General features: G+C 60.3%; 30 protein-coding genes and 1 pseudogene. 27 read left to right on the top strand and 4 right to left on the bottom strand.

The features are described 5' to 3' along the window. Positions 1–37: 37 nt before the first annotated feature. On the bottom strand, positions 38–841 hold the full coding sequence (locus tag AC5V87_RS32965) for a TetR/AcrR family transcriptional regulator (RefSeq protein ID WP_495368979.1): 804 nt from the start codon (positions 839–841) through the stop codon (positions 38–40). Between the two features lie 35 nt (positions 842–876). Here AC5V87_RS32965 and AC5V87_RS32960 point away from each other — a divergent pair, with 35 nt between their 5' ends. From AC5V87_RS32960 to AC5V87_RS32935, 6 genes and pseudogenes are all read left to right on the top strand, one after another. After that, on the top strand, positions 877–1,254 hold the full coding sequence (locus tag AC5V87_RS32960; RefSeq protein ID WP_495368978.1) for a hypothetical protein: 378 nt from the start codon (positions 877–879) through the stop codon (positions 1,252–1,254). 111 nt (positions 1,255–1,365) lie between these two features. Beyond that, positions 1,366–1,527 carry a DUF2267 domain-containing protein gene (locus AC5V87_RS32955; protein WP_495371989.1) on the top strand — a complete coding sequence of 54 codons (162 nt, stop codon included), beginning with the start codon at positions 1,366–1,368 and terminating at the stop codon, positions 1,525–1,527. Positions 1,528–1,903: 376 nt separating this feature from the next. After that, positions 1,904–2,220, top strand: a pseudogene (gene nuoB, locus AC5V87_RS32950) (NADH-quinone oxidoreductase subunit NuoB); the annotation flags it as partial. A gap of 42 nt (positions 2,221–2,262) precedes the next feature. Continuing rightward, positions 2,263–3,096, top strand: coding sequence for an alpha/beta fold hydrolase (locus AC5V87_RS32945; protein WP_495368977.1), 834 nt, complete (start codon positions 2,263–2,265; stop codon positions 3,094–3,096). 68 nt (positions 3,097–3,164) lie between these two features. Next, complete coding sequence (locus AC5V87_RS32940; RefSeq protein WP_456842954.1) at positions 3,165–3,329, top strand: hypothetical protein; 165 nt, start codon at positions 3,165–3,167, stop codon at positions 3,327–3,329. A gap of 798 nt (positions 3,330–4,127) precedes the next feature. Continuing rightward, complete coding sequence (locus tag AC5V87_RS32935; protein ID WP_495368976.1) at positions 4,128–5,168, top strand: phenylacetaldoxime dehydratase family protein; 1,041 nt, start codon at positions 4,128–4,130, stop codon at positions 5,166–5,168. Positions 5,169–5,262: 94 nt separating this feature from the next. Here the strand turns inward: AC5V87_RS32935 and AC5V87_RS32930 are convergent, their stop codons facing one another. Next, positions 5,263–6,183 carry a LysR family transcriptional regulator gene (locus AC5V87_RS32930; RefSeq protein WP_495368975.1) on the bottom strand — a complete coding sequence of 307 codons (921 nt, stop codon included), beginning with the start codon at positions 6,181–6,183 and terminating at the stop codon, positions 5,263–5,265. A gap of 402 nt (positions 6,184–6,585) precedes the next feature. Between AC5V87_RS32930 and AC5V87_RS32925 the strand changes: the two genes are divergently transcribed. The 9 genes from AC5V87_RS32925 (at position 6,586) to AC5V87_RS32885 (ending at position 14,693) form a co-directional block, all read left to right on the top strand. Next, positions 6,586–7,209, top strand: a complete 624-nt coding sequence (locus AC5V87_RS32925) for an NAD(P)-dependent oxidoreductase (RefSeq protein WP_495368974.1) — start codon at positions 6,586–6,588, stop codon at positions 7,207–7,209. A gap of 36 nt (positions 7,210–7,245) precedes the next feature. Next, positions 7,246–8,289 carry a carbon-nitrogen hydrolase family protein gene (locus tag AC5V87_RS32920; protein ID WP_495368973.1) on the top strand — a complete coding sequence of 348 codons (1,044 nt, stop codon included), beginning with the start codon at positions 7,246–7,248 and terminating at the stop codon, positions 8,287–8,289. Between the two features lie 245 nt (positions 8,290–8,534). Beyond that, positions 8,535–9,176, top strand: coding sequence for a glutathione S-transferase family protein (locus AC5V87_RS32915; RefSeq protein WP_495368972.1), 642 nt, complete (start codon positions 8,535–8,537; stop codon positions 9,174–9,176). 237 nt (positions 9,177–9,413) lie between these two features. Further along, positions 9,414–9,749: a cupin domain-containing protein gene (locus tag AC5V87_RS32910; protein WP_495368971.1), complete on the top strand. Its 336-nt coding sequence runs from the start codon at positions 9,414–9,416 to the stop codon at positions 9,747–9,749. Positions 9,750–9,771: 22 nt separating this feature from the next. Beyond that, positions 9,772–10,500: a ribonuclease activity regulator RraA gene (locus AC5V87_RS32905; RefSeq protein WP_495368970.1), complete on the top strand. Its 729-nt coding sequence runs from the start codon at positions 9,772–9,774 to the stop codon at positions 10,498–10,500. An 83-nt stretch (positions 10,501–10,583) separates the two neighbouring features. Then, the gene (gene hpaD, locus AC5V87_RS32900) at positions 10,584–11,588 is read left to right on the top strand and encodes a 3,4-dihydroxyphenylacetate 2,3-dioxygenase (RefSeq protein WP_495368969.1); all 1,005 of its coding nucleotides are present in this window, start codon (positions 10,584–10,586) and stop codon (positions 11,586–11,588) included. Between the two features lie 38 nt (positions 11,589–11,626). After that, positions 11,627–12,343 carry a substrate-binding domain-containing protein gene (locus AC5V87_RS32895; protein WP_495368968.1) on the top strand — a complete coding sequence of 239 codons (717 nt, stop codon included), beginning with the start codon at positions 11,627–11,629 and terminating at the stop codon, positions 12,341–12,343. A 330-nt stretch (positions 12,344–12,673) separates the two neighbouring features. Next, positions 12,674–13,348 carry a class I SAM-dependent methyltransferase gene (locus AC5V87_RS32890; protein ID WP_495368967.1) on the top strand — a complete coding sequence of 225 codons (675 nt, stop codon included), beginning with the start codon at positions 12,674–12,676 and terminating at the stop codon, positions 13,346–13,348. Between the two features lie 508 nt (positions 13,349–13,856). Beyond that, complete coding sequence (locus AC5V87_RS32885; RefSeq protein WP_495368966.1) at positions 13,857–14,693, top strand: c-type cytochrome; 837 nt, start codon at positions 13,857–13,859, stop codon at positions 14,691–14,693. A gap of 188 nt (positions 14,694–14,881) precedes the next feature. On the opposite strand, the gene AC5V87_RS32880 is transcribed toward AC5V87_RS32885, so the two are convergent. Continuing rightward, on the bottom strand, positions 14,882–15,085 hold the full coding sequence (locus tag AC5V87_RS32880; protein ID WP_456842957.1) for a hypothetical protein: 204 nt from the start codon (positions 15,083–15,085) through the stop codon (positions 14,882–14,884). A gap of 265 nt (positions 15,086–15,350) precedes the next feature. On the opposite strand from AC5V87_RS32880, the gene AC5V87_RS32875 reads away from it, so the two are divergent. Further along, a complete protein-coding gene (locus AC5V87_RS32875) occupies positions 15,351–15,659 on the top strand; it encodes a hypothetical protein (protein ID WP_495371988.1) in 309 nt (102 codons plus the stop codon). A 20-nt stretch (positions 15,660–15,679) separates the two neighbouring features. Beyond that, positions 15,680–16,630: a sigma-70 family RNA polymerase sigma factor gene (locus tag AC5V87_RS32870; RefSeq protein ID WP_495368965.1), complete on the top strand. Its 951-nt coding sequence runs from the start codon at positions 15,680–15,682 to the stop codon at positions 16,628–16,630. 220 nt (positions 16,631–16,850) lie between these two features. On the opposite strand, the gene AC5V87_RS32865 is transcribed toward AC5V87_RS32870, so the two are convergent. Then, positions 16,851–17,831 (bottom strand): LysR family transcriptional regulator, encoded by a 981-nt coding sequence (locus tag AC5V87_RS32865; RefSeq protein ID WP_495368964.1) that lies wholly within the window; start codon positions 17,829–17,831, stop codon positions 16,851–16,853. A 102-nt stretch (positions 17,832–17,933) separates the two neighbouring features. Between AC5V87_RS32865 and AC5V87_RS32860 the strand changes: the two genes are divergently transcribed. The 10 genes from AC5V87_RS32860 (at position 17,934) to AC5V87_RS32815 (ending at position 25,752) form a co-directional block, all read left to right on the top strand. Continuing rightward, entirely contained in the window at positions 17,934–18,878 is a 945-nt protein-coding gene (locus AC5V87_RS32860) for a ketopantoate reductase family protein (RefSeq protein WP_495368963.1), read from the top strand. Positions 18,879–18,882: 4 nt separating this feature from the next. Next, entirely contained in the window at positions 18,883–19,269 is a 387-nt protein-coding gene (locus AC5V87_RS32855; RefSeq protein WP_495371987.1) for a VOC family protein, read from the top strand. Positions 19,270–19,283: 14 nt separating this feature from the next. Further along, entirely contained in the window at positions 19,284–19,754 is a 471-nt protein-coding gene (locus tag AC5V87_RS32850) for a MaoC family dehydratase (RefSeq protein ID WP_456842961.1), read from the top strand. Further along, on the top strand, positions 19,751–20,977 hold the full coding sequence (locus tag AC5V87_RS32845) for a CaiB/BaiF CoA transferase family protein (RefSeq protein WP_495368962.1): 1,227 nt from the start codon (positions 19,751–19,753) through the stop codon (positions 20,975–20,977). Before AC5V87_RS32850 ends, AC5V87_RS32845 begins: the two co-directional genes overlap by 4 nt. 3 nt (positions 20,978–20,980) lie before the next feature. Then, on the top strand, positions 20,981–21,808 hold the full coding sequence (aroE, locus tag AC5V87_RS32840; RefSeq protein WP_456842963.1) for a shikimate dehydrogenase: 828 nt from the start codon (positions 20,981–20,983) through the stop codon (positions 21,806–21,808). 15 nt (positions 21,809–21,823) lie between these two features. Beyond that, positions 21,824–22,678 (top strand): shikimate dehydrogenase, encoded by an 855-nt coding sequence (locus AC5V87_RS32835; RefSeq protein ID WP_495368961.1) that lies wholly within the window; start codon positions 21,824–21,826, stop codon positions 22,676–22,678. Between the two features lie 51 nt (positions 22,679–22,729). Beyond that, positions 22,730–23,398, top strand: coding sequence for an amino acid ABC transporter permease (locus AC5V87_RS32830; RefSeq protein WP_495368960.1), 669 nt, complete (start codon positions 22,730–22,732; stop codon positions 23,396–23,398). 9 nt (positions 23,399–23,407) lie between these two features. Continuing rightward, entirely contained in the window at positions 23,408–24,064 is a 657-nt protein-coding gene (locus AC5V87_RS32825; RefSeq protein WP_495368959.1) for an amino acid ABC transporter permease, read from the top strand. Between the two features lie 51 nt (positions 24,065–24,115). Further along, entirely contained in the window at positions 24,116–24,943 is an 828-nt protein-coding gene (locus tag AC5V87_RS32820; RefSeq protein ID WP_456842967.1) for a transporter substrate-binding domain-containing protein, read from the top strand. 62 nt (positions 24,944–25,005) lie between these two features. Then, positions 25,006–25,752, top strand: a complete 747-nt coding sequence (locus tag AC5V87_RS32815; protein ID WP_456842968.1) for an amino acid ABC transporter ATP-binding protein — start codon at positions 25,006–25,008, stop codon at positions 25,750–25,752. Positions 25,753–25,760 lie beyond the last annotated feature (8 nt).

Below are 25,760 nucleotides of genomic sequence, written 5' to 3'. Positions count from 1 at the left end.
CCAGCCATCAGCCCAAAGCGGACGGGTCGCCATGCGCCTACGACCAGTCCGTCTCGCACGCCGCCAGGAAAAAGCCGACGCGCTCGCGCACGAAGCCGGGAAGCTCCTTCTTCAGGTCCTTCGGCATCTCGCCGACAAGTGAGCGGAACAGCATCGGTAGCAGGATCAGGTCGAGGAAAATTTGCGCGGTGGCGCGGCTTCGTTTGGGGCTGAAAGGCCCCTTCGCGGTGCGGGCCAGCTTTTGCGTGGCTTCGTCCAGCAGCTGCGACACCGCATTCAGGGAGCGATCACGCGCAGCGTCGTGAACGTTGCGGCTCAATTCGGGAAACCGCTGCGATTCCGCGATCGTCGCGCGCACCATGCCGAGCGATTCCTCGACCACTCTCTCGACGATGGCTGTCCCGAGGCTCATCAACTTGTCCTCGATGGTGCGGCCCTCGGGCGAGAAACCCTCGAAGTCGGTCAAGCCGTCGATGGTGCGGGCCACCACCGCGGCGAACAGCGCTTCCTTGCCAGGGAAGTGGGCATAGATCGTCGGCTTGCTCGCGGGAGCGAGCTCGGAAATGTCGTCGATGCTGGCGCTGCGAAAGCCCTTCTCCAGAAACAGCTGCTGGGCCGCATCGAGAATGCGAGCCTGCGCGTCGCCGGCGAAATCCTTGGGCGGTCTGCCTCGCTTCGTCTTCTTCATTATTGGTCCTCCGAAATCACGAGTTTGTGCGCGTCGCTTTCCCCCTTGACATGGTCGGCTAAGAAAGGCAAGGAAAAGAAAATATACGGTATAGTATATTAATTGAAATCGCCAGTGCTCTTGAATGATCGGGGCGCAAAGGCGGGCGCGCACGACCCCGATCGTCCGAGCCGAATGAGGAGAATGTTGTGACTATTTCCAACCCAGAGTCGTCAGGCTTGCATGGCGTGCTGCTGCGTGAACTGCATCACAGGGCCACCTACGGTATCGCCTTCGCCATCAACCTGGTCTCCGCCGCGGCCATCCGGGTCGAGCGGACGGAAGCCAAGGGCGCTCTCAGTGATGTCGTCGAGCTGCTGCATGGCTACGCTGACGTGCATCGTGCGCTGGCGATGCCCGCGGGCGACACGCTGACCCATGCCGCGACCTCCATTCGCAACCTGGGCTGTGGCATGCGCCGCGCGGTTCACCCTCAACGCTGTTCAGATACAACGGTCAGCCCGCCATCGCGCTCGCGATCGGCGCTGCGCACGAGACCAGCGCTCCGGGGCCCAGCCCGTCATTAGTTGAACGGGCGCCAGCGCAAGTCGTGCCAGAGCTCCGACCAGTTTCATCCATCGGAACTGCCAGGGCACGCCCGCACACTCGACGAGTTCCTGAAGACGATCGAACCCGAAATGCGGTTCACCAAGACTGTCGATTTGAGGGATGCCCTTCGGGCAGTGTTTCACGTCCTGTCTCGGCACCTAACCTCCGGGCAGGCCGCCAACGTCAGAGAAGCGCTGCCTGAAGAGGTGCGTGCACTTTGGGACGATCCGGCGCCCGCCGGCCGCGCCTGATATGGTTCGCGAAGGCCCAGCCGAGCCAGCTCCTCCCAAGCAACCGTATCCGGCGGAAAAGGCGAGAGGTGGTGAGATCATTTTGCGCACCCGGACAAGACGGGCAATCTTCCTGGCCGGACTGATTGGAGCTGTTCTCTTCTGCTTTGTTGGTTGTCTCGGCTCGCTAGGTCTTGCCTGTGAGGTCTCTGGCTGCCCGGCCCCGTTCGCTGGATTCCAATGAATATCGGCAGAAAAATAGCAACCGCTCCTGCACGCGCTTGTTGAGCGGCATCGTCCTTTGAATCGGAGATTCGGATGATAGAGGCAAGCGCCACATCCTGGAACATCGTCAACGAGACGCTCGATTGACCGCGGCTACTTCGTCGCGCCGCTCGACGATCTCGTCACGGGGGCGCGCTCCGGTCCCTGATGTGGATCACGTTCGGCTGGCATGTTGTGCCATCGAGCAGATGCAGGTTTCTATGCCTCGTTACAATGTCGAACGCGTCGGATGCGCCCCTCGCGCCTCTCCAAGGCAGTCGGATTGTATGATCGTTTCGGGAACGCTCTGCAACAAGATGGCGCCTGCATTTCGCAGAGTCTACGATCAGATGCCGGAGCCGCGATACGTCATTTCGATGGGGGTCCTGCGCCAATGGCGGCGGGTACTGCCATTACTCGTACTCGGTGGTTCGCGGATGCGACCGCATCCCTGGCCGCAGCCACATGAGTACTTATTGATCCGGAGTAGCAATGATGGCGCAATGGGTTCTGCCGGAGCGGTTCTCGTTCGAGGGACATGCGATCGCCTGGGGAGCGATCGGTGCAGGACCGCCGGCCATCGTGATGCATGGCTCGCCGTTCTCCTCGCGTGAATGGCGGCGGATCGCGCCTTGGCTCGCTATGCGCAGGCGCGTGTTCTACTATGATCTCTTGGGCTACGGCCAGTCGGCCAAGCCGGACGCCGACGTCTTGCATGGTGCCCAGAACAGGTTGTTCTCTGCGCTCCTGGACCACTGGAGCATCGACCGGCCCGACATCGTCGCCCATGATTTCGGTGGTTCGGCCGCTCTGCGTGCACACCTCTTGGACAGGGTCGATTACCGAAGCCTCGTGCTGATCGATCCAGTCGCAATCAGCCCGCAAGGTTCGGCGTTGGTCCAGGCGGCGAAGGCGCACCCCGAAGTGTTGGCCGGCTTGCCCCTCTATATTCACGAGGCGATCCTGCGCGCCTACATTGGCGCCGCGATGAAGCACAGTCTGCGCGAAGAAGACATGCGGCCTTACCTCGAGCCGTGGCTGGATCAAGACGGACGCAAGGGTTTCTGGCGGCAGATCGCGCAGATGGACGACAAATACTCCGAAGAGGTGCAAGGGCGATATGGAGAAATCCGGTGCCCCGTCTCGATCCTGTGGGGCGCCGAAGACGAATTCATCCCGCTAAAGGACGGTGAGGAGCTTGCGCGCCGCATCTCGGGGGCGTCGTTCACGGCGATCGCGGACGCCAAGCATCTCGTCCAGGAAGATGCCCCCGAGGCGATTGTCGCGGCCGTTCTCGAATTTTGGCGGAGGCTGGAGGCGACGTGATCCGCAATCGTTGAATTCGGCGTGGCAGCGGCCGCAAGCCGACCTCGGGTGGGCTCGAAATCTTCGGTATGGCCGTCACCGAGCCGCGCGACGACATCGGGATCGTCTTCCAGAAGCCGATACTGCTGCCGTGGTTCGACTTCCCCCCGCCACCAACTCCCTGTATTGCAGCGCCCAGCAATCGAAGCTGCGCCGAGTCATCGCTCTATTCCGGCGTCACAGTGAAGTTCTAATGGGCTTCGACGTTCGAGAGCCCGGCCACAACGGTGCATGTCATTGTGTTAGCCGCGGAGCCGATGTCCCGGTCTCTGAGTTGCCGCTGTTCAGGAAGCATCACCCTTCCGATGGGAATGGCGCGGAATTGAGCGTTCCAAGACCGGGCCCCGATGGGGAGCCGCTCCTTCCGTTTTTCAGGCCGCAAGATCCTTTGGATCGGGAGGCGGGCCAGCGCAAAAGTCGATTGGGCCTCTTTCGGTGGACAATGAGTAATAAAATCGCGATCTTTCTGAAGAGACGCGAAGCCGCTATCTGTGGTGCATCCAGTAAGAGTGACGACAATGCTCTACGCTTCTCGGCCGGCTCTTCGCTACATTTTTGACCCGCTGTGCGGCTGGTGCTACGCGGCAGCTCCGGCTCTATCAACTCTTGAGCAGGGCCTTGCCGTATCAGTCGCGTTGCAGCCGTGGGAATTGTTTTCAGGGTCAGGCGCGAAAAAGATATCAGCTGATGTAGCGCGTTAGATAGCACCGTTGGCATTGATCCTACCGCGGCGGAGGAGTTCGTAACGATGCGAACTTCCATGGCATGCTGAACTTCATGATCATCATGCTGGTGTTCAATCGGCTTGACGGCGTCCTCGCTGGCTAGAAGACGCCGAAATGGTCCGAGCAGAGATGCGAAGCTGTTCAGTCTGGCGCTGAGTATTGAGATGGGGCGGGACACAGCGCCGGAGCTTGAATTGCTTACCCGACCAGGACCGCAATCGTTCAACTGATCAAGCACCCGACGATCGATCGGCAAGGAGAATGACTATGGAATCAGCGATCCCGGAGCATCTGCGCACCCGTCGTACGAGGACACGCCGCATTCCGGATGACTATCAACCACCTGTGCCGGCATACGTCGCTCGTTTCAAGCCGAACGTAAAGCGGGTTATCATGGCCTATTTCGGAATTCAGTTTTTGGGTGATCCGCCGGCGTCGACCCAGAGCGCGCTCGATTGGATCAGCGCTGCCTTTGCCGCGGAAGACGGAGCGATGCACTGGGACAGGGCCTGCTACGTCGACGAGGGCGGCTATACCAATATCGTGTCGGCAGGCTATTGGGACGATCATGCCAGGTTTGATCGATGGTTCGCGCCGGCGCGTGCCGAATGGACTGCCGAGCGTCACTTTCTGCAAAAACCTGGCCGGTTCATCGAAGTACTATCACCCTCGGTCGAGGGCTACGAAACGCTCGCCTCTTCGACGGACAGGCCCGAGGGGGTGGCAGTCCTTGCCGGAGGGATTAGCGGAGAGATCCAGGAGCACGCCTATTGGGGAGGTATGCGGGATCGGATACCGCTATCGCAAACGAGCGAGATGTCGCCTGCCGGGCCCGTGCGTCACATCCGTGATGGTCTTCGTATCCGCGTATTTCCGAATGACAATCTCTGCCTCATTCGTTCGGGTCAAGACTGGTCGGACACGGAAAATGCCGAACGCGATATGTACCTCAAGGAGGTTGAGCCCGTGTTGCACGAAGCAATGGATTTCCTGAGAGATGAGGGGCAGGCGATCGGCTGCTATGCCAATCGATACATGACAGTTCTGGGCGCCGACGGAAAGACAGTGGAGAAATCATATGGCATGAGCTGGTGGAAGAGCCTCGCTGCCCTGGAACGATGGGCAGAATCGCACCCTACTCATGTCGCCATCTTTGGAGCCGCAATGAAGTATCAGATCAAGCTGGGGCCGGCTGCAAAGCTCAGGCTCTATCACGAGGTTACCGTCGCCAGTTCCAAAGAGCAGTTCTTTGAATACTTCAAATGCCACGAGAAAACGGGCTTGCTGCGGGCCATCGAGCAGTCTTAGCTCTGCCGGGGCAGGATCGATGAAATCGGGGCAGGCCTGATCCTATGCCCTGTGGTGCCGCGGCAAGTCGGATCAGCACTCTTGCGTGGCGTTATCATTTAAGGCCCCACGCACGATCCAGGTGCTCCCGAAAGCCATCGATGAAAACGCGAACCTTTCTGCGCGGCTGGCGCGCAGCGGAAAACACAGCGTAGATCCCCCCTTCGGGAAGTTTCCATTCGGGAAAAACGCGCGTCAGTTGACCTTTCGCCACGTACTCCGCAACAGCAAAGTCCGGCAGGATTGCAAATCCACCTCCCGCCAGCGCGACCTCGCGAACCGCGAGGGCGGTGTTCGCGGTTATGACGGCTTCCCAGCGCACTGGGTGCTTCGCTCCGTCCGGATCTTCGAATGTCCACGAGAGCGGATGAGGTAATACCGATAATGCGACGAATGGTGACCCCGCAAGGCCGTCCGGGGTTTCCGGGAGTGGCCTCCGGGAAAGGAGATCCGGGCTCGTGACGAGCCATTCGGAAAAGCTGCCGATACGTACGGCCTTATAGCTTGAATCGGCAAGCTTCCCGGCGCGAATTGCCACGTCTATTCCGCCCTCGACGAGGTCGAGGACGCGGTCGGCAGTTATAAGGTCAATCTTCAAGTCGGGATATCTTGAGGACAGCTCGGCAGCTACAGGCGCTACGAGCATGGCACCGAAATCGACCGGGGCTGTCACCTTCAGTATTCCGCGCGGCTCCTGGGCATCTTGCGACGCTACGGAGACCGCTTCCTCGACGTCGCGAACAACTCGACGTATTGCCTCGAAAAACAGTTCGCCGGCGTGGGTTAGGCTAATTCGCCTTGTCGATCGAATGATTAGGCTTGCGCCAACCTCCGCTTCCAATCGACGTATGTGCGCGCTGACCTGTGTCTTGGTTAAATTGAGCTTCCGTCCCGCTGCTGTCAGCGATCCAGCTTCTACAACGGCTACGAAGACGACGAGGCGATTGAGATTGATGCTGCTTAGCTGAGTCACCATTGTCCCTCCTGAATGAACACAGAATATTGCAACGTGGGCTTTCTGGAAAGTCTGGGCCGTCGGATCTGTGTTTGTAGGGAGCCAGTCTCCACGTCACTAGGCTTTGCCATGGAGGCTGTCCCAGCTTGTCTGTCGCTCGGCAATAGCCGAGCGTGGATGCCGCGCGGAGCGCAGGCGCCACGAAGTCGCATCGTCATGCGATAGCCGTTCACAAGCGACGTCAGGAGAAACCGCCTTGTCGGATAAGCAGCAGCCGATGGCCGGCCTCTAGCCACCTCTCCCTAGCATGATGAGAATTGTGCTGCGCCGGTGAACAGAGAATTAGCGGATACTCGGATTATAGCACGTGAACAGCAGTGATAGTGCTTCCGGTCTGAATTCAAGCAAACCGGAAAGCGGCAAATGAAGATAGCGTTAATCGGCGCGACAGGATATGTCGGCTCTAAGATCCTTACGGAGGCCCTCAACAGGGGACATGACGTCACGGCGATTGTCCGTCACGTCGAAAAGCTGCCTGAGCATCCGAAGTTGGCCGCTCGCAAGACCGACGTCAAAAATATGAATGAGCTCTCGCTGATCCTGTCCGGCCAGGACGCTGTTGTCAGCTCGTTCAACCCAGGTCTCGCGGGAGGACTGGATGGAGCCAGGTCAATCATCGCGGCGTCGAAGCGCGCGGGCGTTCGTCGGCTGGTCGTCGTCGGAGGAGCGGGGAGTCTCGAGGCCGCTCCGGGGAAGCGTGTCGTCGACTCTCCCGACTTTCCAAAGGAATGGAAGGAAGGAGCCCTGGCTACCGCTGAATTCCTGAACATTCTGAGGCGGGAGGACGGCCTCGATTGGACATTCGTCAGCCCCGCAGCAGTATTGGCGCCGGGCGATCGAACGGGAGCATATCGCGTGGGCAAGGATCAACTGCTTACCGACGCGAAAGGCGAAAGCAGGATTTCTCTCGAAGATTATGCCGTAGCAATGCTGGACGAGATCGAAAGTCCAAAGCACAGCCGTACGCGCTTCACCGTTGCGTACTAGTCGATTGTGTTTCAATCGCGAGACGAGGATGTAGCCGTGCAGAGCACACCATTCAAGGCAGCCTGCGTCCAGGCGGCTCCGGTCTATCTGGACCTCGAAGGCACGGTGGCGAAAACGATCGCCATCATCGAGGAAGCAGCTTCCAATGGAGCCAAACTGGTCGCGTTTCCCGAGACGTTGATTCCGGGATATCCGTGGTTCATTTGGCTTGGGGCTCCAGTCTGGAGCATGCAGTTCACAAAGCGGTATTATGAAAACAGTCTCCGGCTGGATGGTCCGGAGATGCTCAAGATCAGGGAAGCCGCAAAACGCTGCGCAATACTCGTCTTGCTAGGATACAGTGAGCAGGACGGAGGCAGTCTCTACATGGGGCAATGCCTGATCGATGCAGGCGGAAACTTGTTGTTCAATCGTCGGAAGCTGAAGCCGACCCATGCCGAGCGAATGGTGTTTGGCGAAGGCGATGGATCCGACTTCCAGGTCGCCAGGACGGCATATGGAAATATTGGCGCTCTGTGTTGCTGGGAGCATTTGCAGCCCTTGTCGCGATATGCGCTCTATTCAATGAACGAGCAGGTGCATGTCGCCTCGTGGCCCAGCGTGCTCCACGAGCCCTATGTCCTTGGACCCGAGGTAAACAGCGCCGCGAGCCGGATGTATGCCGTGGAAGGGCAGTGCTTTGTAATCTCATCATGGTCGCTGCTCTCCCAAGAAATGTTTGATCTCCTCTGCGATACTCCGGACAAGGTGCGTATTCTCAGCGCGCAGACCGGAAAGCCCGGCGGCGGAAATTCAATGATCTACGGCCCAGATGGACGCGCTCTTTGCGAGCCGCTTGAAGAAGACGAGGAAGGCATTCTCTATGCCGACATCGACATTGGACAAATTCCATTTTCGAAGGCAGCGGCGGACCCGGTCGGTCATTATTCCCGGCCGGACGTGGTTCGCTTGATGATCAACCGGACGAAGAACGTCCGGGTGCAGGAATTTGACTTGTCTCAGACGGAGGGGCATCGGCCGCCGGCCTCAGGTGAGGGAGCGCCGTGTCTGGAGGCCATGCGACTGCCGGCGCCAGGCTAGTCGGTGGGGCCTTTGATGCGCCTGGCTAGAGGATCGGTGCGATCAACATCAAAGGATTTTCGAGAGAGCAGCGAGACGGGCAGGGTTTGCGCTCGCTCGGTTTGCTCCCCAGTCAGGCCGGCGGTGGATCAGATTGTCCACCCTGACCAGACAGAGAGTTGACAATTCGATTGCTTAACGCTCCGACGCGAAACGCTATTGTCGATGACGATTTCCGCTACGGACATGCCGCAAGGGGTTGACTTATGTACCATCTCTATTTCTCGCCCGGGATGTGCTCGGTAGCGCCACACATCGTGCTCGAGGAAATCGGTCAACCATACAGCATCGAGCTGGTGCGCGTGGATATCGCGTCCAGGGCCGAGAAGCTCACGGATCCCGCCTATCTGGCGATCAATCCCAAAGGCCGCGTTCCTGCACTGAAGATTGGCGATCGTATATTGACCGAAACACATGCCATTCTGATGTTCCTCGCGCGCCGGCATCCCGAGGCGAAGCTTCTGCCGGCCGAGCCGGAAGCTGAGGCCCGCTGCCATGAATGGTTGGCGTGGGCAGCGAGCTCCGTTCATGCGGTGGCGTTGAGCCAATTGTCTCGTCCCCAACGCTTTACGACCGACCCTGATGATTTCCCAAACATCAATGCCAAGGGTCGACAAAATCTCGATGACGGCTTTGCATACATCGAGAAGATGCTTCATGGGCGCGATTGGGCCGTACCAGGAGGTTTCACGATAGCAGATCCCTATTTGCTCTTCTTCTATCGCGTCGCACAGAAGCTTGGCATTCCTGTCACTGAAAGATTCCCAGCCTGGACGAGGATCAGCGAGCGCGTAGTGGAGCGACCCGCGGTAGCGCGAATTCTTGCGAAGGAAGCAGCCCTGAACTAGGGGCTATCCAAGGTTCAGTCTCGCTGAGAGTTAACAGTTCGATCATCAGACAACGCGGAGGTTCGCAATGCGAGTCACTTGGCCGTGCAACGCGGCATCTGATGCGGCATTCGTAATGCGAAAAGATGAAGCTTGCTTGTTTTGGTCCGGACAGCGGCCGTGCAAGGCTCGCGGACGACAAGGATCAGCGGCGACTTGCACAGTCGACCTGCGTGGCCGCTTCAGGAGGAACTGCGCATGCCAATTCACAGCGTAAACTGGGCGGGGATCGACTGGGAGCCCATCCGCGGCGGTATGGAAAGAAAGACTTTCTCGGGCCAGGGGGCGACCCTGGCTTTGCACCGCATCAAGCCTGGACACGAATTGAGGCCTCATAGCCATGTTTATGAGCAGATCGTCTACATGCTTGAGGGAAGCGCCAAGTTTCATGTGGGCGAGGAGGTGCATTTTCTCGAGCCTGGCGGTCTGATCGTGATTCCCTCGAACGTGGTGCACTACATCGAGGTTGTTGGCGACAAGGAGGCGCTGGAGCTCGATGTCTTCACACCAAAGCGGTCCGAGTACGCCGGTTGATCTGGAAGCGGTGAGGCAAATCGTGACCAAACTAAGCGAGCAAACACTCAAGGACCTTAAGGCGACGAGTACCGCCACAATCACAACGCAGCTCTTTAGAAGGGGCTTTCGGAACGCGTTCGTTCAGGATGTCAGGGCTCTCGGAAAGCACTCGGAGAATCTGGTCGGGCCTGCGTTCACGCTTCGCTACATCCCGGCTCGCGAAGATATCGACTCGTTCGGCGTCAAGCCCGACCCCAATGCCCTGCAGCGGGAAGCTATCGAGGCCGTTCCAGCCGGCTACGTTCTGGTCATGGATTGCCGCCAGGATGCCCGGGCTGCCTCAGCGGGAGATGTCTACCTGACCAGGTTGCGCGTTCGTGGAGTCGCCGGGCTTGTGTCAGACGGAGGGATCCGTGACAGCGAACAGATCTCTCAAATGGGCATTCCCGTTTTCTGCGCCGGGCCAAGCGCTCCAACCAACCGCGTTTTGCATCATGCGGTGGACTACAATCTTCCCATCGGCTGCGGTGGCGTACCGATCTATCCGGGGGATATCATCGTGGGCGATGCCGATGGAGTAGCGGTCATCCCGCAGGCGATAGTGGATGAGGTGGCGCGCGACGCAGTTGAGCAGGAACGTATCGAGCGATACATCCAGATGCGAGTCGCTGCGGGCGAAGGATTGAATGGTCTCTATCCCATAAACGATAAAATCCGGGCCGACTATCGGCAATGGGCCGCGGGCCTGGCGAAGGACAGCCCGGGCTGAAGGTGATCGTGGCGTCGGTTTGGAGTCGCACCGAGATGTGTCGATTGCGGTGCGATGCATCACGCGCGTTCTTGGAGCACACAATGACGATTCCTGCACCAATCCTCAATCCTCCCTTCAACGTCACGCGCATCAGTCACGTTGTTCTGACGGTTCGTGATCTCGAAGCAAGCACCAAGTTCTATAGCGACGTGCTGGGGTTCGTCGTGAGTGATCGCGACGAACATTCACTTTATCTTCGCGGCCTGGAGGAGGCTTGTCACCACAGCCTGGTTCTTCGCAGAAGCGCCGCACCTGGCGCCTGTCAGGCGATTGGCTTTCGTGTGCTGACGGAGGCAGAGCTCGATCTGGCGTGGGAATGGTGCAACGAGCACGAGGTATCCAGCACGTGGGTCGAGTCCAGGTACCAGGGACGAACGTTGCGGCTCGTCGACGGGGCAGGTTGCGCAATAGAGTTTTGCGTTGACATGGAAACCAGGCCTCGCCTCATGCAAGCCTTTGATCGGTTCCACGGTGGTAGCCCGCAGCGGCTCGATCATGTTCAAGTCGCTGCGTCAAACATCCAGGCGGCCTTCGAATTCTACGCGGCCTTGGGCTTCCGGCTCACCGAATACACGGCAAGGGATGGTACAGACGAATTGTGGGCCGTCTGGTTGCAGCGCAAGGGTAACCCACATGATATTGTTTTCAGCAATGGACGCGGTCCTCGCCTGCACCACTTCGCGTATACAGTGCCTGAACTTCGCGACCTGATTCATGCCTGCGACGTTGCGGCCTGCAAGGGATATCGTGCTGCAGTCGAACGCGGCCCGGGCCGTCACGGAATCGGAAATGCCCTGTTTGTATATTTTCGTGATCCAGACGGTCATCGCGTCGAACTTTTCAATACTCATTACCAAACGATAGACCCGTCCGAGGCCCCGCTGCGATGGGATCTCAGCGATACGAAACGATCGCAGCTCTGGGGCCTTCCTGCCACCAAGCGGTGGTTCTTCGAAGCAACGCCGTTCGACGGAGTTGTACCTCAGGATCCCCTGCTGAAGGCCGATCCAGTCACGCTGGAGACATTCTTGGCGGGGCAGTCATAGAGCCAGCGCCTTACCAGGGCAGCGCGGAGTCATTAGTCGTGACAGAGAAGATCATAGTCTACTGCTCCGGCGCGGCAATTGATGCCTTTCGGCGAATGACACCCTATCTAAGCAAGCTCCTCAACGTGGAGCTCGATCTCAGGCAGGGATCGTCGATAGGTTCTGGAAAGAACGCCATTCCTCCTCGTTTGCGTAATCACGAGCCATGCGATGTTGCGGTGCTATTCGACGACATCGTGGACGGATTGGCGCAGGAGGGAATCCTTCGTGGCGATTCGAAGCGGCGTATTGCCGACTCGTCCATTGGGATGGCTGTTCGATCGGGCGCCACCATCCGGGATATCTCGTCGGTCACAGCGCTCCGCTCCGTGCTTGTCAACGCGGCGTCGATCGCGTATTCCGCGAGTGGCAGCGGAATCTATCTTGAAGAACAACTCCTTCCCAAGCTCGGAATCGCAGAAGAAGTCCGAACCCGATGTCGACGCATTTTGGGAGAAAGGGTTGGTGCCGTGGTCGCACGGGGCGAGGCCGAGATAGGCTTTCAGCAAATGAGCGAGCTGCTAGCGATACCGGGCATCTCCATTGCAGGTCGTCTTCCTGCGGACGTGCAGCATATCACCGCCATTTCGGCGGCGATTCCTGCGACTGCGGCGCATCCAGCGCTGGCCGGTCAACTTATCCATGCGCTCTCGGGTAGCCTCGCTCGCGAAGAACTAAAGCAAGCCGGCCTCGATGAGCCCGGCTTCGGCGCATGAACACCTTGTCGAGTTGCTTCAGAGAGGACAATGCAATTTCGGAGGGCTGTTCTGCTCCCGGACCTGCCGCGCCGGCCAGATCTGGAGGCGGCTGCTCGCGACCTGATCGCGATCATCAGAGGTATCGTTGATACAGCCGGGCAGTACGCGTTGGCCGTTCGTGTGCAGAGAGCCGTTTTTGGATATCCCGGTCTCGCATCAGCGATAGGGGGCCCTTGCGTCGGCAAGAAATATCAGATCGTGATTCAATAGCCGCTGTTTCCAATCCGAAGTACATTCGACACAAAACATCCGCATCGTAGCAACAAGAGTCTTCACTGGGAGCAACCTTTGTCAGCCTTTTCCGATCCAGACGCCGTCGCGCGCTATGTCGAGGGGCCCGTGCGCCAAGTTCCAGGTTTCCACGCCTTGCAACAAATGAGCGCGATACTCCTTGCTGAACGGGTGCGAGACGACGGCCACGTGCTGGTTCTCGGCGCCGGGGGCGGATTGGAATTAAAGACCTTTGCCGAGGCGCAGCCGGCTTGGCGCTTCTGCGGCGTCGATCCGTCTGCTGAGATGCTGAGATTGGCCGACCGCACGCTCGGCGCGCTCACGTCGCGAGTCGACTTCTACGAAGGCTACATTGACGGCGCGCCCACGGGTCCCTTCGATGGAGCGACCTGTCTTTTGACCTTGCACTTTCTATCGGAGGAGGAGCGCCGAAGGACGGTCGCGCAGGTACATCAGCGGTTGAGGCCAGGTGCCCCCTTCGTCGTTGCTCATCACAGCTTTCCGCAAAATGATGGAGAGAAGACAAAATGGCTCTCTCGCTATGCTGCGTTCGCCATCGCGTCCGGAGTACCAGTGGCGAACGCCGAAAGCGCCATTCAAGCTATGTATGAACGGTTGCCTCTCTTGTCGCCAGAACAGGACGAAGGCATCTTGCGCGACGCCGGGTTCGCCGATGTGGCCCTCTTCTATGCAGGATTCACTTTCAGAGGGTGGGTCGGCTACAAGGCGTAGCCGCAGCTAACAAACCCTTGCAGTATGGGCCTGAAGATAACGGCAGGTTGCCCCGTTCAACCCCGCCTCACAGTAGCGGCAGGGGACATGATGATGGGACGCTCTACACGCTGCTTGACCTATTCGTCTCTCGAAAAATGCGAGCAACCACATCGAACGGGCGACGACGTGCGAGCTCGCAGGAGCGTCTTAGGCGATAAACTGCATCATCTGCAATAACTTCAACTGCCGACCGCGCGGCTTTCTGTAATGCGAATTGCGCAGCTTCGGCTCAAGTGTTCTCCTCCTGCATTGCGGACGCTTTGCCTCAGTACGTTGCAGAGGAACAGCTCTCTGTATCCGTGGGCGAGACCTTCCTTGGGCATGCTAAGAAAGCGGGAACGAGATGCCATCGAAAGTATTTTCGATAAATTCCGTCGCTATAATCGCGGCGATGCTGCTCATTTGCGGTATTGATTCTCCGCGAGCTGGTGACGACGTGTCTTGGGCGTACCCTCCCGCGAATCCGGTGAGCGACGTCGACAACATAGAACAAAGGCAGGTTCCAGGCAGCAGCAGGACATATACCCAAGCTCAGATCGATGGGTTGTTCGAGGTTGCTGACTGGTTTCCGGATGAGCATCCCATTATGCCGAAGGTCGTTGCGGAAGGCGTGAGACCAAGGACATTTGCATGCGCCCGGTGCCACTCTCCGACAGGTAACGGCCACCCGCAATCGGCAGGTCTTTCAGGCCTTCCGTTCCAGTACCTTCAGCAACAACTCCTGGAGTTCAAGTCTGGACGACGAGCCGGGCACTCGCTTGCAAATGTGATGAAGGTCATCGTGGATGGCATGTCTGATGATGACATGAAGGCTGCGAGCGGGTATTTCGCATCTCTAAAGCCCCGCTCCGTTTCCAGGGTGGTCGAGGTCGATACAGTGCCGAGAAGCATCATCTATGGACACGCCCTGCGCGTTGCGGATCCCGCCGGCGGCACAGAGGCGATGGGCAACCGTATCATCTCTTTGCCCGAGAACGAGCCGCTCATGCATCTGCGGGATCCCCGCGCCACCTTCATCGACTATGTGCCTGTCGGCAGCATAGAGCGGGGGCGCGTCCTCGCGACGACCGGCGGCGGCAGAACAGTTCCCTGTGCCAGTTGCCACGGACCTGGACTGAGAGGTTCCGGGAACGTACCCGGCATCGCGGGACGGCCTCTGCTCTATGTCTTCCGCCAGCTCAACGATATGAAAACGGGCGCCCGTTCCGGGCCCGCCGTGGCTATGATGGCCCCTGTCGTGCAGAGGTTGGCTACAGAAGACATGATTGCCGTCGCCGCTTACCTCGGCACTCTGAGCCCCTGAGGCTTCCGCCAGGAGTTTTTTTGGGTCCCAAGTGGTGGACGTGTTTAGAATTGCGCTGCCGCCACGCTTGTCAATTTCAGCAATCCGCTTGACCGTGGATCGACGCCCCGACGGAAGGAGCGGCGCGACCAGGCCCGCGCCTCATAGTAACCGCCCTTGGCTATTGCCGCTGTCCGATCAGATGACACTCAATCGAATTGGCAAAAATCTTCACGAACAAGCGCGTTGAGCTCTGCGCCGTGATCCGCGATCTTGCCGGTTACAAGGGTATGGTCGCGGCCCTTGAAGGTCCGGCGTGCCGCCGCCCGAAGAGCGGCTGATTGGGTGAAAGATGCCAGCGCGGTGACGCCAAGCCCCCAGTTCTGCTCGGCGCGATTGGTCGGGGTCTGCATCGCCCTCTCTCCGTGTGGCGCGCCACCCTGTCGCGGCGCGTTCTGCGGGCTAGACGAGGCCGGAGGGGCATAGGAAGCGCTCGGAAATAATTTTTCGCCGGCCGCATCCTTCGGCGGCCGGCAAACGTCCTAAGGGCTGACGCGGCCGTTTTACTCGAGCTTGAACCGGAAAAGTGAGCACCGGTTTTCCGAGAAGATCACGCTGGGGTAGAGAGACGGCCCGCGATAACGCGATCGAGGTCGCGACATGAACAAGGAGCACGCGATGAGAAGGACCCTGATCAGATACAAGGCGAAGCCGGAGTTGGCCGACAGGAATGCCGAGCTGGTTTCGGCAGTGTTTGCTGAATTGAAGGCGGCCAGGCCGGACGGCGTGCGCTATCTGACGCTGCGGCTGGAGGACGACACCTTCATCCATTTTGTCGAGGCCGCTGCTGGGGACGGCTCGAGCCCGATCCCGAAACTCGAGGCGTTTCAGGCGTTCCAGGACGGCATCCGCGACCGCTGCGTCGAGCCGCCGCTGGTTCGTGATGTGAGGATCGTGGGCAACTACCGTATGCTGGACGAGTCCTGAACAAGTGAGGCGGAGGAGCAATGGCGCCAGATCCACGGGCCATCACCGAAATCGAGACCCTGCTGGCGGCGATGCGCCCGAAACTGCATCGCTACTGCGCGCGCATGGTCGGCTCGGTCATCGACGGTGAGGATGTGCTGCAAGATGCACTGATCAAGGGGATGGAGGCGCTGCAATCGGTCGGGCCCGTCGCCAATCCGGAGGGGTGGCTGTTCCGCATCGCGCACAACACCGCGCTGGATTTCCTGCGCCGCCGCAACCGGCAGGAGGCGCTGCATTCGGCTGAGGAGGTGGAGATGATTGCCGACCGGCTCGATGACGTGGAAAGCCGCCAGATTGCTGCGACCAGCCTGCGCACCTTCATGCGGCTGCCGGTGGCGCAGCGGTCCAGCGTGATCCTCATGGACGTGCTTGGCTGCTCGCTTGCCGAGGTCTGCGATATCATGGATTTCAGTCTGCCGGCGGTGAAGGCCGCGCTGCATCGTGGGCGCACGCAGCTGCGTGAGTTCGCCGAGGAGCCGGACGACGTGCCGCAGCCGGGCCTGTCGGAAGCCGACCGCACGCGGCTCAACGCCTATGTCGGCCATTTCAATGCGCGCGACTTCGACGCGATCCGCGCCATGATCGCCGATGACGTCAGGCTTGAGCTCGTCAACCGCACCAGGCTGAAAGGCAAGGCCGAGGTGTCGAATTACTTCGGCAATTATTCGAAGATCAGCGACTGGCACCTGGTGACGGGGCAGGTGGAGGGACGTCCCGCGATCCTGGTGTTCGATCCGAATGAACCGGACGGGCGGCCGAAATATTTCATGCTGTTGAACTGGTCCGACGACAAGCTCGCCACCATCAGGGATTTTCGTCACGCAGCGTACGTTATCGACGGTGCCGAGTGCGTGGTGGACCGGATGGGTGTACGTAGCGAGGCGCCGTCATCCTCTCGAGCATCGACGAGGTCGTCCACCGCAACGTAGTCGGCGACAAATGGGAGGTTATGGGCGACGCGGGGACCGCCGCGATTCTAACCCGCTCGGAGCCAACTCTCAACCGGAGAGGGATCGCGCACGAACGGCGGCTTTTGGCGGATTATCAAGACGCCGTATCCCCCGCGGCGCCGCCCACCGCGCCTGGGTGCCCTCGCGGCTCGCCGAATGGCTGAGAAAAAGTCCGGCGTGATCATGAAGCATGCGTCCGCTACGTCGTCAAATTGCGTGGCTTTCGTTTCCTTGGTCGACCGGAACGGTGAAGACCGCGCACTTCCTGCTGTTGAAAAAGCTCCCCGCACACGTCACGCAACCACTGGCTTGCGGGGTCGTGGTGGAAGCGGGCGTGCCAATATTGTTTCACCGTGAAGCCGGCGATCGCCAGCGGGCAGTCGAGCACGCGCAGTCCGTAGTAGTGAGCCAGCGTTTCGCCGATGTGCCTTGGGAGGGTGGCGATCAGGTCAGTCGTCCCGACGATTGCGGGCAACCCCAAGAAGCCAGGTAGCTCAAGCGCAACGTCAAGGACTATCCGCTGCTCCTGTAGCGCGTCCGCGAGCAATTGATGTCCGGTGCCGGAGCGAATGAGGACGTGCGCCTCACGCCTGAAATCCTTTGCCGTGATGCGGTCGTGGATCCGGGCATGTTTTGCGTTTGCCAGGCAGACCCAATCCTGCGGAAAGAGTGCCTGTTGGAAGTGCCCGGCGTCGAGATCCGAGATGTAGCCGAGCGCCAGGTCGGCCTCCCCGGACTGCAGCATTCGTGGCGTATCGCTGCCAATCTGCGCCGCCTCGATGCGGATGCCCGGAGCAACACGACGAACGTAGGCGAGGATGGCCGGGAGCAGCGTGATGTGGCTCGCATCCGTCATGCAGATGACGAAGCGGCGCTTTGCGGTCGCCGGATCAAACTCAGGGCGAAGCTCCGCCAGACGGCGCAGCATCTCCAACGCCTGTCGGGCCGTGCCGATGAGAGCCTCCGCGCGCGGCGTCGGCAGCATTCCCTCCGCAGAGCGGATGAAGAGCGGATCATCCAGCTGCTTTCGCAGGCGCGCCAGCCAGATCGAAATGGTCGGCTGGCTTTGACCGAGCTTCTCGGCCGCCTTGGTGACGCTGCCCGAGGAGAACAATGCGTCAAACAACCGGAGCAGGCGCGGCTCCAGCAGGTGGGTCTCTGAGAGGTCTCGATGCTTCATTGCGATCTGCAATAATGGATATAAAGATCATATCATATCCAAATATGGAGCAGCCTGCTAGCACGCTTCCAACGCCAAAATGGGCGAGGGAGAAGCGTTCGGATGAGGATCTGCTTTGTCGGAGCGGGAGCCTTGGGCTCGACTATCGGCGGCACGCTGGCGCGCGGTGGTGCCGAGGTTTGGTTGATCGATCCGTTTCAGGCCCATGTCGAGGCGATCAATGCTGCTGGTCTACGGATGCTCGAAGGTGACGCCGAGACCGTGGTAAAGGTCTCTGCCTGTATCTCCGCGGACCAGGTCGGCATCGTGGCGGACCTTGTCATCGTCCTCGTCAAATCCTATCACACGCGCGATGCGATCCGCGCGGCAGCGCCGATCATCGGGCCGCAGACGGTCGTGATGTCGCTTCAAAACGGTCTTGGTCACGAGGACATCCTTTCGGAGGAAGTCGGTCGTGACAGGGTCATGGCAGGCAAGACCTATGTTGGCGGCGTGCTGCTCGGCCCCGGTCATGTTCGCTCCGGAGTGGTCGGCAAGGAAACCATCATCGGCGAGCTTGACGGACGGTTGACGGAACGCGCACAGCGGATTTCAGAGACGTTCAATCGTGCCGGCATTCTCACGGTGCTCAGCGACAACATCCTGGGCACGATGTGGGACAAGTTGTTCATCAACGTCGCCGGAGGAGGAATCACCGCCGTTACCGGGCTGACTTACGGCGGTCTCTATTCGCTGCCGATCCTGGAAGACTGCGCGCTGGCCGCAATCTCGGAGGGCATCGCGGTCGCGCAGGCTGCCGGCGTGAAGATCTCGATTGCCGATCCGCGCCGGGCCTGGACGATGGCGTCTGCCGGACTGCCGTCCGAGTTCAAGACGTCGATGTTGCAGAGCTTGCAATCCGGCAATCTGACCGAGGTGGATTACATTCACGGCTCGGTCGTGCGCTGGGGCGCCAAGCTCAACGTCCCTACGCCCGTCAACTCCACCCTCGTCGCGTTGGTCAAAGGGCTCGAATACGCCCGCAGCGATTATCCGGGAAAGGCCTGAGATGATGTCGTTGCCTCGCGCCTATGTCGAACACGTCGCGATCCGAGTGCCGGATGTCGATCGTCACATCGACTTCTTTCGTGAGGTGCTCGGCCTTGGCATTCGCGACGAGCAACCCGCCGACGGCCCGCGGCCGCGTCAGGTATGGATACTGGGAAGCGTGCAACTCATCGAGGATCCGCACTTTGTCGGGCCGGAGGGGCGTCTCGCCCATCTCGGCATCATGGTCGACGACTACGAAGGCGTCCTCGCCCGCGCCGCCGCTTGGGGCGCCAGGGCATTGCCTGCCGGCCCGAACTGGCTCGAGCTGCCGGGCGGCCTGAACATCGAGATCTTGCAAGCCAGCGCAGGCGCCGTGGAAGCCGCCCTGGCGATCAATCCCCGTGCCTAGAGGAAAGACGCGACATGACCGATGAGCGCTACTGGGACGACGCCAAAGTCGGCGACGAATGCATCACCCCTGCGGTGACGGTCACCGAAGCGATGGTGAATGCCTATGCCGAACTGACGGGCGATTTCACGCCGGTCCATGTCGACGAGGAATACGCCAAGACCACACCATTCGGCACGCGCGTCGCGCACGGGCTGTTTGGTCTGTCGCTGGCCGATGGTTTGAAGACCCGTGCCGACTACCGCTTCCTTCCGGGAATGTCGCTGGGCTGGACCTGGGATTTCAAGCTGCCGATCAAGCTCGGCGATACCGTGCACGTGAAGTTCCGCGTCGGCTCGATGCGCGCCACCAAGCGTGATGGGTGGGGCATCGTGGTGCTCCCCTCGGAGTTGATCAATCAGCGCGGCGAAGTGGTGCAGCTCGGCGAGCACCGGCTGATGATTCCGATGCGCCCGAAGGCCGGCGTCGCGGGAGGGCAGGCATGACCGCACAAGATCTGCCGCTCAAAGGCATTCGCGTCATCGACTACAGCCATTTCCTGGCGGGCCCGTTCATGGGCCGCTGCCTCGCCGCGATGGGCGCGGACGTCATCAAGGTGGAGCGTCCGAAGGCAGGCGATGCGGGCCGCGCCCATGGCTATTTCAAGGACGGACAATCCGGCTACTTCCTGCAGCAGAACATGGGCAAGCAGGGCCTGTGTATCGATCTCCGCGACAGGCGTGGCCTCGACCTGATGATGAAGCTGGTCGACACAGCCGATGTCTTCATCGAGAACTATCGCCCCGGCGCACTCGAACGCCTCGGGCTCGGCTACAAGGTGCTCTCGGCGCGGAATCCCGGACTGATCTACTGTTCGGTCTCCGCCTATGGTCACACCGGTCCCTATGCCGACCGTCCAGGCTTCGGTCTGATCGCAGAGGCGATGTCTGGCGCCCTGGCGCAACTGGGCAATCCCGGCGAGGCGCCGCCGCTGCTGCGGATGCCATTGGCCGACATGTACACCGGCATTCACGGCGTGGCGGCCATCAATGCAGCGCTGGTCGGCCGCGCGTCGTCCGGGCGCGGCCAACATATCGATCTGGCGCTGTACGATTGCATGGTCTCGATGCACGACTATGCGGTGCAGCGCTACTTCCTCTCCGGCGGGACCGACCTGCCGAAGCAGACCGGCAGCGGACAGCCGGATTCTACTGTCTACGGCGTCTTTCCGGCCAGGGACGGCAATCTCGTCATCGCTGCGCAAGTCGATGATGCCTGGCGACGATTGGCGACCCTGATCGGGGGAGACAATTTGGCATCCGACCAACGCTTCACCACGCCTGCCGCGCGCAACGCCCATTATGGCGAAGCGATGGAGATTGTGCGCAACTGGACACTGTCGCAGCCGTCTCGCGATGCCTGCCTCGCGGCACTCGACGAAGCAGGTGTGCCGTCCGCTCCCGTGCAGACCATCGAAGAGGTCGTGAAGGATCCGCAGATTCATGCGCGTGGTATGCTGCTCGAGCAGGAGCATCCTGTGCTCGGCAAGGTGACGCTGCCGAACCTGCCGTTCCGGTTCTCCGATTGCGACACCACGGTGCGAACTCCGGCGCCGCTGCTTGGCCAGGATAATCGCCGCATTGCAGAGTCGCTGGGACTTTCGGCCGAGCTCGTCGAGGCGATGGTGCGTGACGGGGTCCTCTACAACGAAGCCGCAGTGCGGGAGTGAGTGATGAGCGACCGTTACGCGGTGATCGGCAATCCGATCGGTTTCAGCAAATCACCCCTCATCCATGGCACGTTCGCCAGAATGACAGGACAGGACCTTGTCTATGAGGCGATCGAGGGTCCCCTCAATGGCTTCAGCGAACGGGTTGATCAATTCCGGAAAGAAGGCGCCAAGGGGCTGAACATTACTGCCCCGTTCAAGCTCGATGCCTTCGGCTACGCAAAGGAGCTTTCAGAGAGCGCCGACCGAGCTGGTGCCGTAAACTGCCTGAAGTTCGACGGCGATCGGATCATTGGCGAGAATTTCGACGGGATCGGTCTCGTGCGCGACATCACCGTCAATCTAGGCATCAAAATGGCCGGCCAGCGCGTCCTGATGCTCGGTGCCGGGGGCGCAGCGCGTGGCGCGCTGCTGCCGTTCCTGCGCCAGGAGCCGTCCGAGCTGGTTCTCGTCAATCGAACCTTGTCGAAGGCTGTGGCACTGGCCGAAGAGTTTGCCGGTTGTGGTCCCCTGATCGTCAGCGGCTATGCTGAACTGGCCGATCTTGCCGAGGGCTATGACGTCGTGGTCAACGCGACATCGGCCAGCCTGCGTGGTGAGATGCCGCCACTTCCCGGCAATGTCTTCCGCCGTGCGAAGTTGGCGTACGAACTTGCCTATGGCAAGGGATTGACTCCCTTTCTGCAAGCGGCCCACGCCGAAGGCGTAGCCAAGCTGGCCGACGGCGTCGGCATGCTGGTCGAGCAGGCGGCCGAAGCTTTTTCCTGGTGGCGCGGCGTGCGACCAAGCACGGCTCAGGTCATCGCCGAACTGACCGTCCCTTTGAGCTGACGGGCGATGCCGAGCATGCATCAGAACTCCAGCTTTCTCGTCGGCCTGATCGGCAGCGGCATCGCGGCGTCACGCACTCCGCCTATGCATGAAGCGGCCGCTGACGCCGCGGGCATCCGCTATCTCTACAAGAAGATCGATCTCGCCGAGTTGAAGCTGGGCGTGGAGGCACTGCCGGAACTGCTCGCGGCAGCAAGGCATATGGGCTTTGACGGGTTAAATGTCACCCATCCCTGCAAGCAAGCGATCCTTCCACTCTTGGACGAGCTTTCGCCTGACGCGGAGGCGCTGGGCGCCGTGAACACCTTGGTCATCAGGAACGGTCGAATGACCGGCCACAACACCGATTGGTTCGGCTTCGCCGAGAATTTTCGCCGCAACATGCAAGGTGCATCACTTGGACGCGTGGTTCAATTCGGAGCGGGCGGCGCAGGTGCGGCGGTTGCCTTCGCACTCATGAAGCTCGGAGTGCAGGAACTGACAATTATCGACATCGACTTGGCCAAGGCGCAAAGTGTGGTTGACGGCTTGTCCCCTCGATTTGCAGAACGATGCTTGCGAGCCGGCAAGGATGTTGCAGCGGCCGTGGCCGCCGCAGACGGAATTGTCAACGCGACGCCAATCGGCATGGATAAATATCCGGGCACGCCACTGCCGACGGCCTCGCTGCGCCCTGATCTGTGGGTCGCTGAGATCGTCTACTTCCCGCTCGAAACCGCACTGCTCCGGGCGGCGCGTGCCCTGGGCTGCCGCACGGTCGATGGCGGCGGCATGGCAGTCTTCCAGGGCACCGAAGCATTCCGCCTGTTCACGGGCATCTCACCCGATACGGACGTCTTCTTCGCCACCTTTGCATCCCTGGGAGGGTGACACCCGGCCGATGGGCGAGCGGCACGCACAACGCCCGTGAGGAAACGCAAGATGGGCTACACGCTCGATTTCTCGGTGGTTTGGCATGCGATGCCCGCGCTGCTGTGGGGGTGCGTGGGTACGTTGGGCCTGGCGCTTGCCGGAATGACGCTCGCGATGATGATCGGTGTCGCCGGCGTCGCGGCACGCGATTCGAAGGTGGCCTGGTTGCGTGCTCTCGTGATCGGATTCGTCGAGATCGTCCGCAATACGCCTTTCCTGGTGCAGATCTTCTTTCTGTTCTTCGCCCTGCCGCTGATCGGCTTGAAGCTCAATCCGACAGCCACCGCTGTCATCGCGCTCGGTGTCAATGGTGGCGCCTATGCCATCGAGATCATCCGTGGCGGAGTGCAGTCCATTCACAAGGGACAAATAGAGGCCGGCTACGCGCTCGGCCTGCACAAGGGGCAGGTCTTCCGTTTCATCGTGCTCAAGCCCGCGCTTCGCGCGATCTACCCCTCGCTGACCGGGCAGTTCATCATGCTGACGCTGACCTCCTCGATCTGTTCGGCGGTATCGGCCTACGAATTGACGTCGGTTGCGCAGCGCATCGAAAGCGAAACGTTCCGCAGCTTCGAGGTCTATTTCTCCGTCGCCTTCCTCTATCTCGCGATTTCCTGGCTGCTGATGCTGGGCTTTGCGGTCATCTCTCACCGCTTCTTCTCATATCCGACACGCTGAGGGGAGATCATGGCATCGCATTTTGGCCTTCCGGAGTTCGGGTTCCTGCTGCGCGGTCTGCAATGGACCGTGCTGCTGACGCTGGTCGCGTTTGCGGGCGGCTGCACGGCGGGGCTGGCCGTCGCATTGCTCCGCACCTGTGGTCATAAGGGCGTGGAATGGATCACCCGCATTTACATCGGGATATTCCAGGGCACTCCGCTGCTGCTGCAGCTTTTCGTCGTGTACTACGGATTGGCGCTCACCGGGCTGAAGCTCGACGCATTCGTCGCGGTGGCGATCGGTTTCACCGTGAACGCCTCCGCCTTCCTTGGAGAGATTTGGCGCGGAGCGATACAGGCCGTGCCGCGCGGGCAGACCGAGGCGGCGATGGCGCTTGGACTGCACTATTCGTCCCGCATGCGCGATATCGTGCTGCCACAGGCAATCCGCATCTCGCTGCCGGCGACCATCGGCTATCTCGTGCAGCTGATCAAGGGCACTTCGCTAGCCGCCATCGTCGGCTTCATCGAACTCGCCCGCGCCGGGCAAATCGTATCGAACCAGACCTTTCAGCCGTTGCTCGTCTTCGGCGTGGTCGGCGCAATGTACTTCATCCTCTGCTGGCCGCTGTCATGGTGGGGCAGCCGGATGGAAGCCAGGCTCGCCCTGGCCAGTCAAAGGTAGGAACGGCGCACCTACTCAATCACAAACAGCCATCACCAGGAGGAGATACTCATGTTGTGTTCACCCCATCGCCGCCAGCTCGGGCTCGCGCTAATGGCATTGGCGGCTATCTGTATTGCAGGCGAATCGCAGGCGGGCACTCTGGAAGACGTGAAGAAGAAGGGCGTCGTGGTCATCGGCATTCAGGGCGACAATCCTCCATGGGGCTATGTCGATAGCTCGGGAAAGCAGGATGGCATCGATGCCGACATGGGGCGCGCCTTCGCTGAATATCTCGGCGTGAAAGCCGAGTTCGTCCCGCTGGCGGTGGCCAATCGTATTCCGGCGCTGACCACAGGCCGGGTAGATATCTTGTTCGCAACGATGGCCATGCTGCCCGAGCGCGCAAAGGCGGTGCAGTATTCCAAGCCGTATGTTGCTAATGAGATCACGCTTGTTGCCGCCCAGGCAACGCCGATCAACAGCAATGCCGATATGGGCAAGTACGTAATTGGCGTTCCGCGGTCCTCCACGCAAGATACGCAGGTGACCAACAACGCCCCGTCCGGGACCGAGATCCGCAGATTCGACGATGACGCTGCCACGATCCAGGCGCTGCTCTCCGGTCAGGTGCAGGCCGTCGGCGCGAACCTGTTTTATCCGCAGCGTCTCAACGCCGCAAAGCCGGAACTCGGGTTTGAGCCCAAGCTTCACTTCACCGCCCTTTACAATGGCGCTTGCACACGGCTGGGGGAGAAGGAGTGGAACGAGACGGCCAACAAGTTCATCGACGAGATCAAGTCGAACGGCAAGTTGGCCAGTTTCTACGCCAAATGGATGAAGGTCCCCGTCCCTGTCTTCCCGGACTCCGTCCCCGGCGTTCCCTTCACCGTCCACTAGCCTAGCCACTGCGAGCGGCCGGCGCGATCTGCGTTGGCCGCCGCCCAACGGCGGAGACCAGCATGCAGGACCAGATCCTGATCGAAATGAAGGGCGTGCAGAAGTGGTACGGCGGGTACCAAGCTCTCCGCAACGTTGATCTCACTGTGCGCAAAAGTGAAAAGATCGTGCTCTGCGGTCCGTCCGGCTCAGGCAAGTCGACCCTGATCCGCTGCATCAACCGCCTGGAGCCAATCCAGCAGGGCAGTATTGCGGTAAACGGTCATCGGCTCGACGACAGTATCAAGGCTATCGACGTCGTACGTCAGGACGTCGGCATGGTCTTTCAGAGCTTCAATCTCTTTCCGCATATGACGGTCTTGCAGAACTGCATGCTCGCGCCCATCCGCGCGCGCCGCATCGGCAAGACCGAGGCGGAAGCGATTGCGCGGAAATATCTCGAGCGCGTGCGCATCGGCGATCAGGCTGATAAGTATCCGGCTCAGCTTTCGGGAGGCCAGCAACAGCGCGTCGCGATTGCGCGCGCGCTCTGCATGCAGCCCAAGGTAATGCTGTTTGACGAACCGACCTCGGCGCTCGACCCCGAGATGGTCAAGGAGGTGCTCGATACCATGATAGGCCTCGCCAACGACGGTATGACCATGATCTGCGTCACCCATGAGATGGGTTTTGCCCGCCAGGTTGCCGACCGCATCATCTTCATGGCTGAGGGCAAGATCATCGAAGAAGGCGCGCCCGATGCTTTCTTTCGCAATCCCCAACATGCCCGAACCAAGCAGTTCCTTGGCGAGATCCTCGCCCATCACTGAACGGAGCA

Source organism: Bradyrhizobium sp. SOJA106 (assembly GCF_059448745.1).
This window is presented reverse-complemented; position numbering and strand designations above follow the sequence as displayed.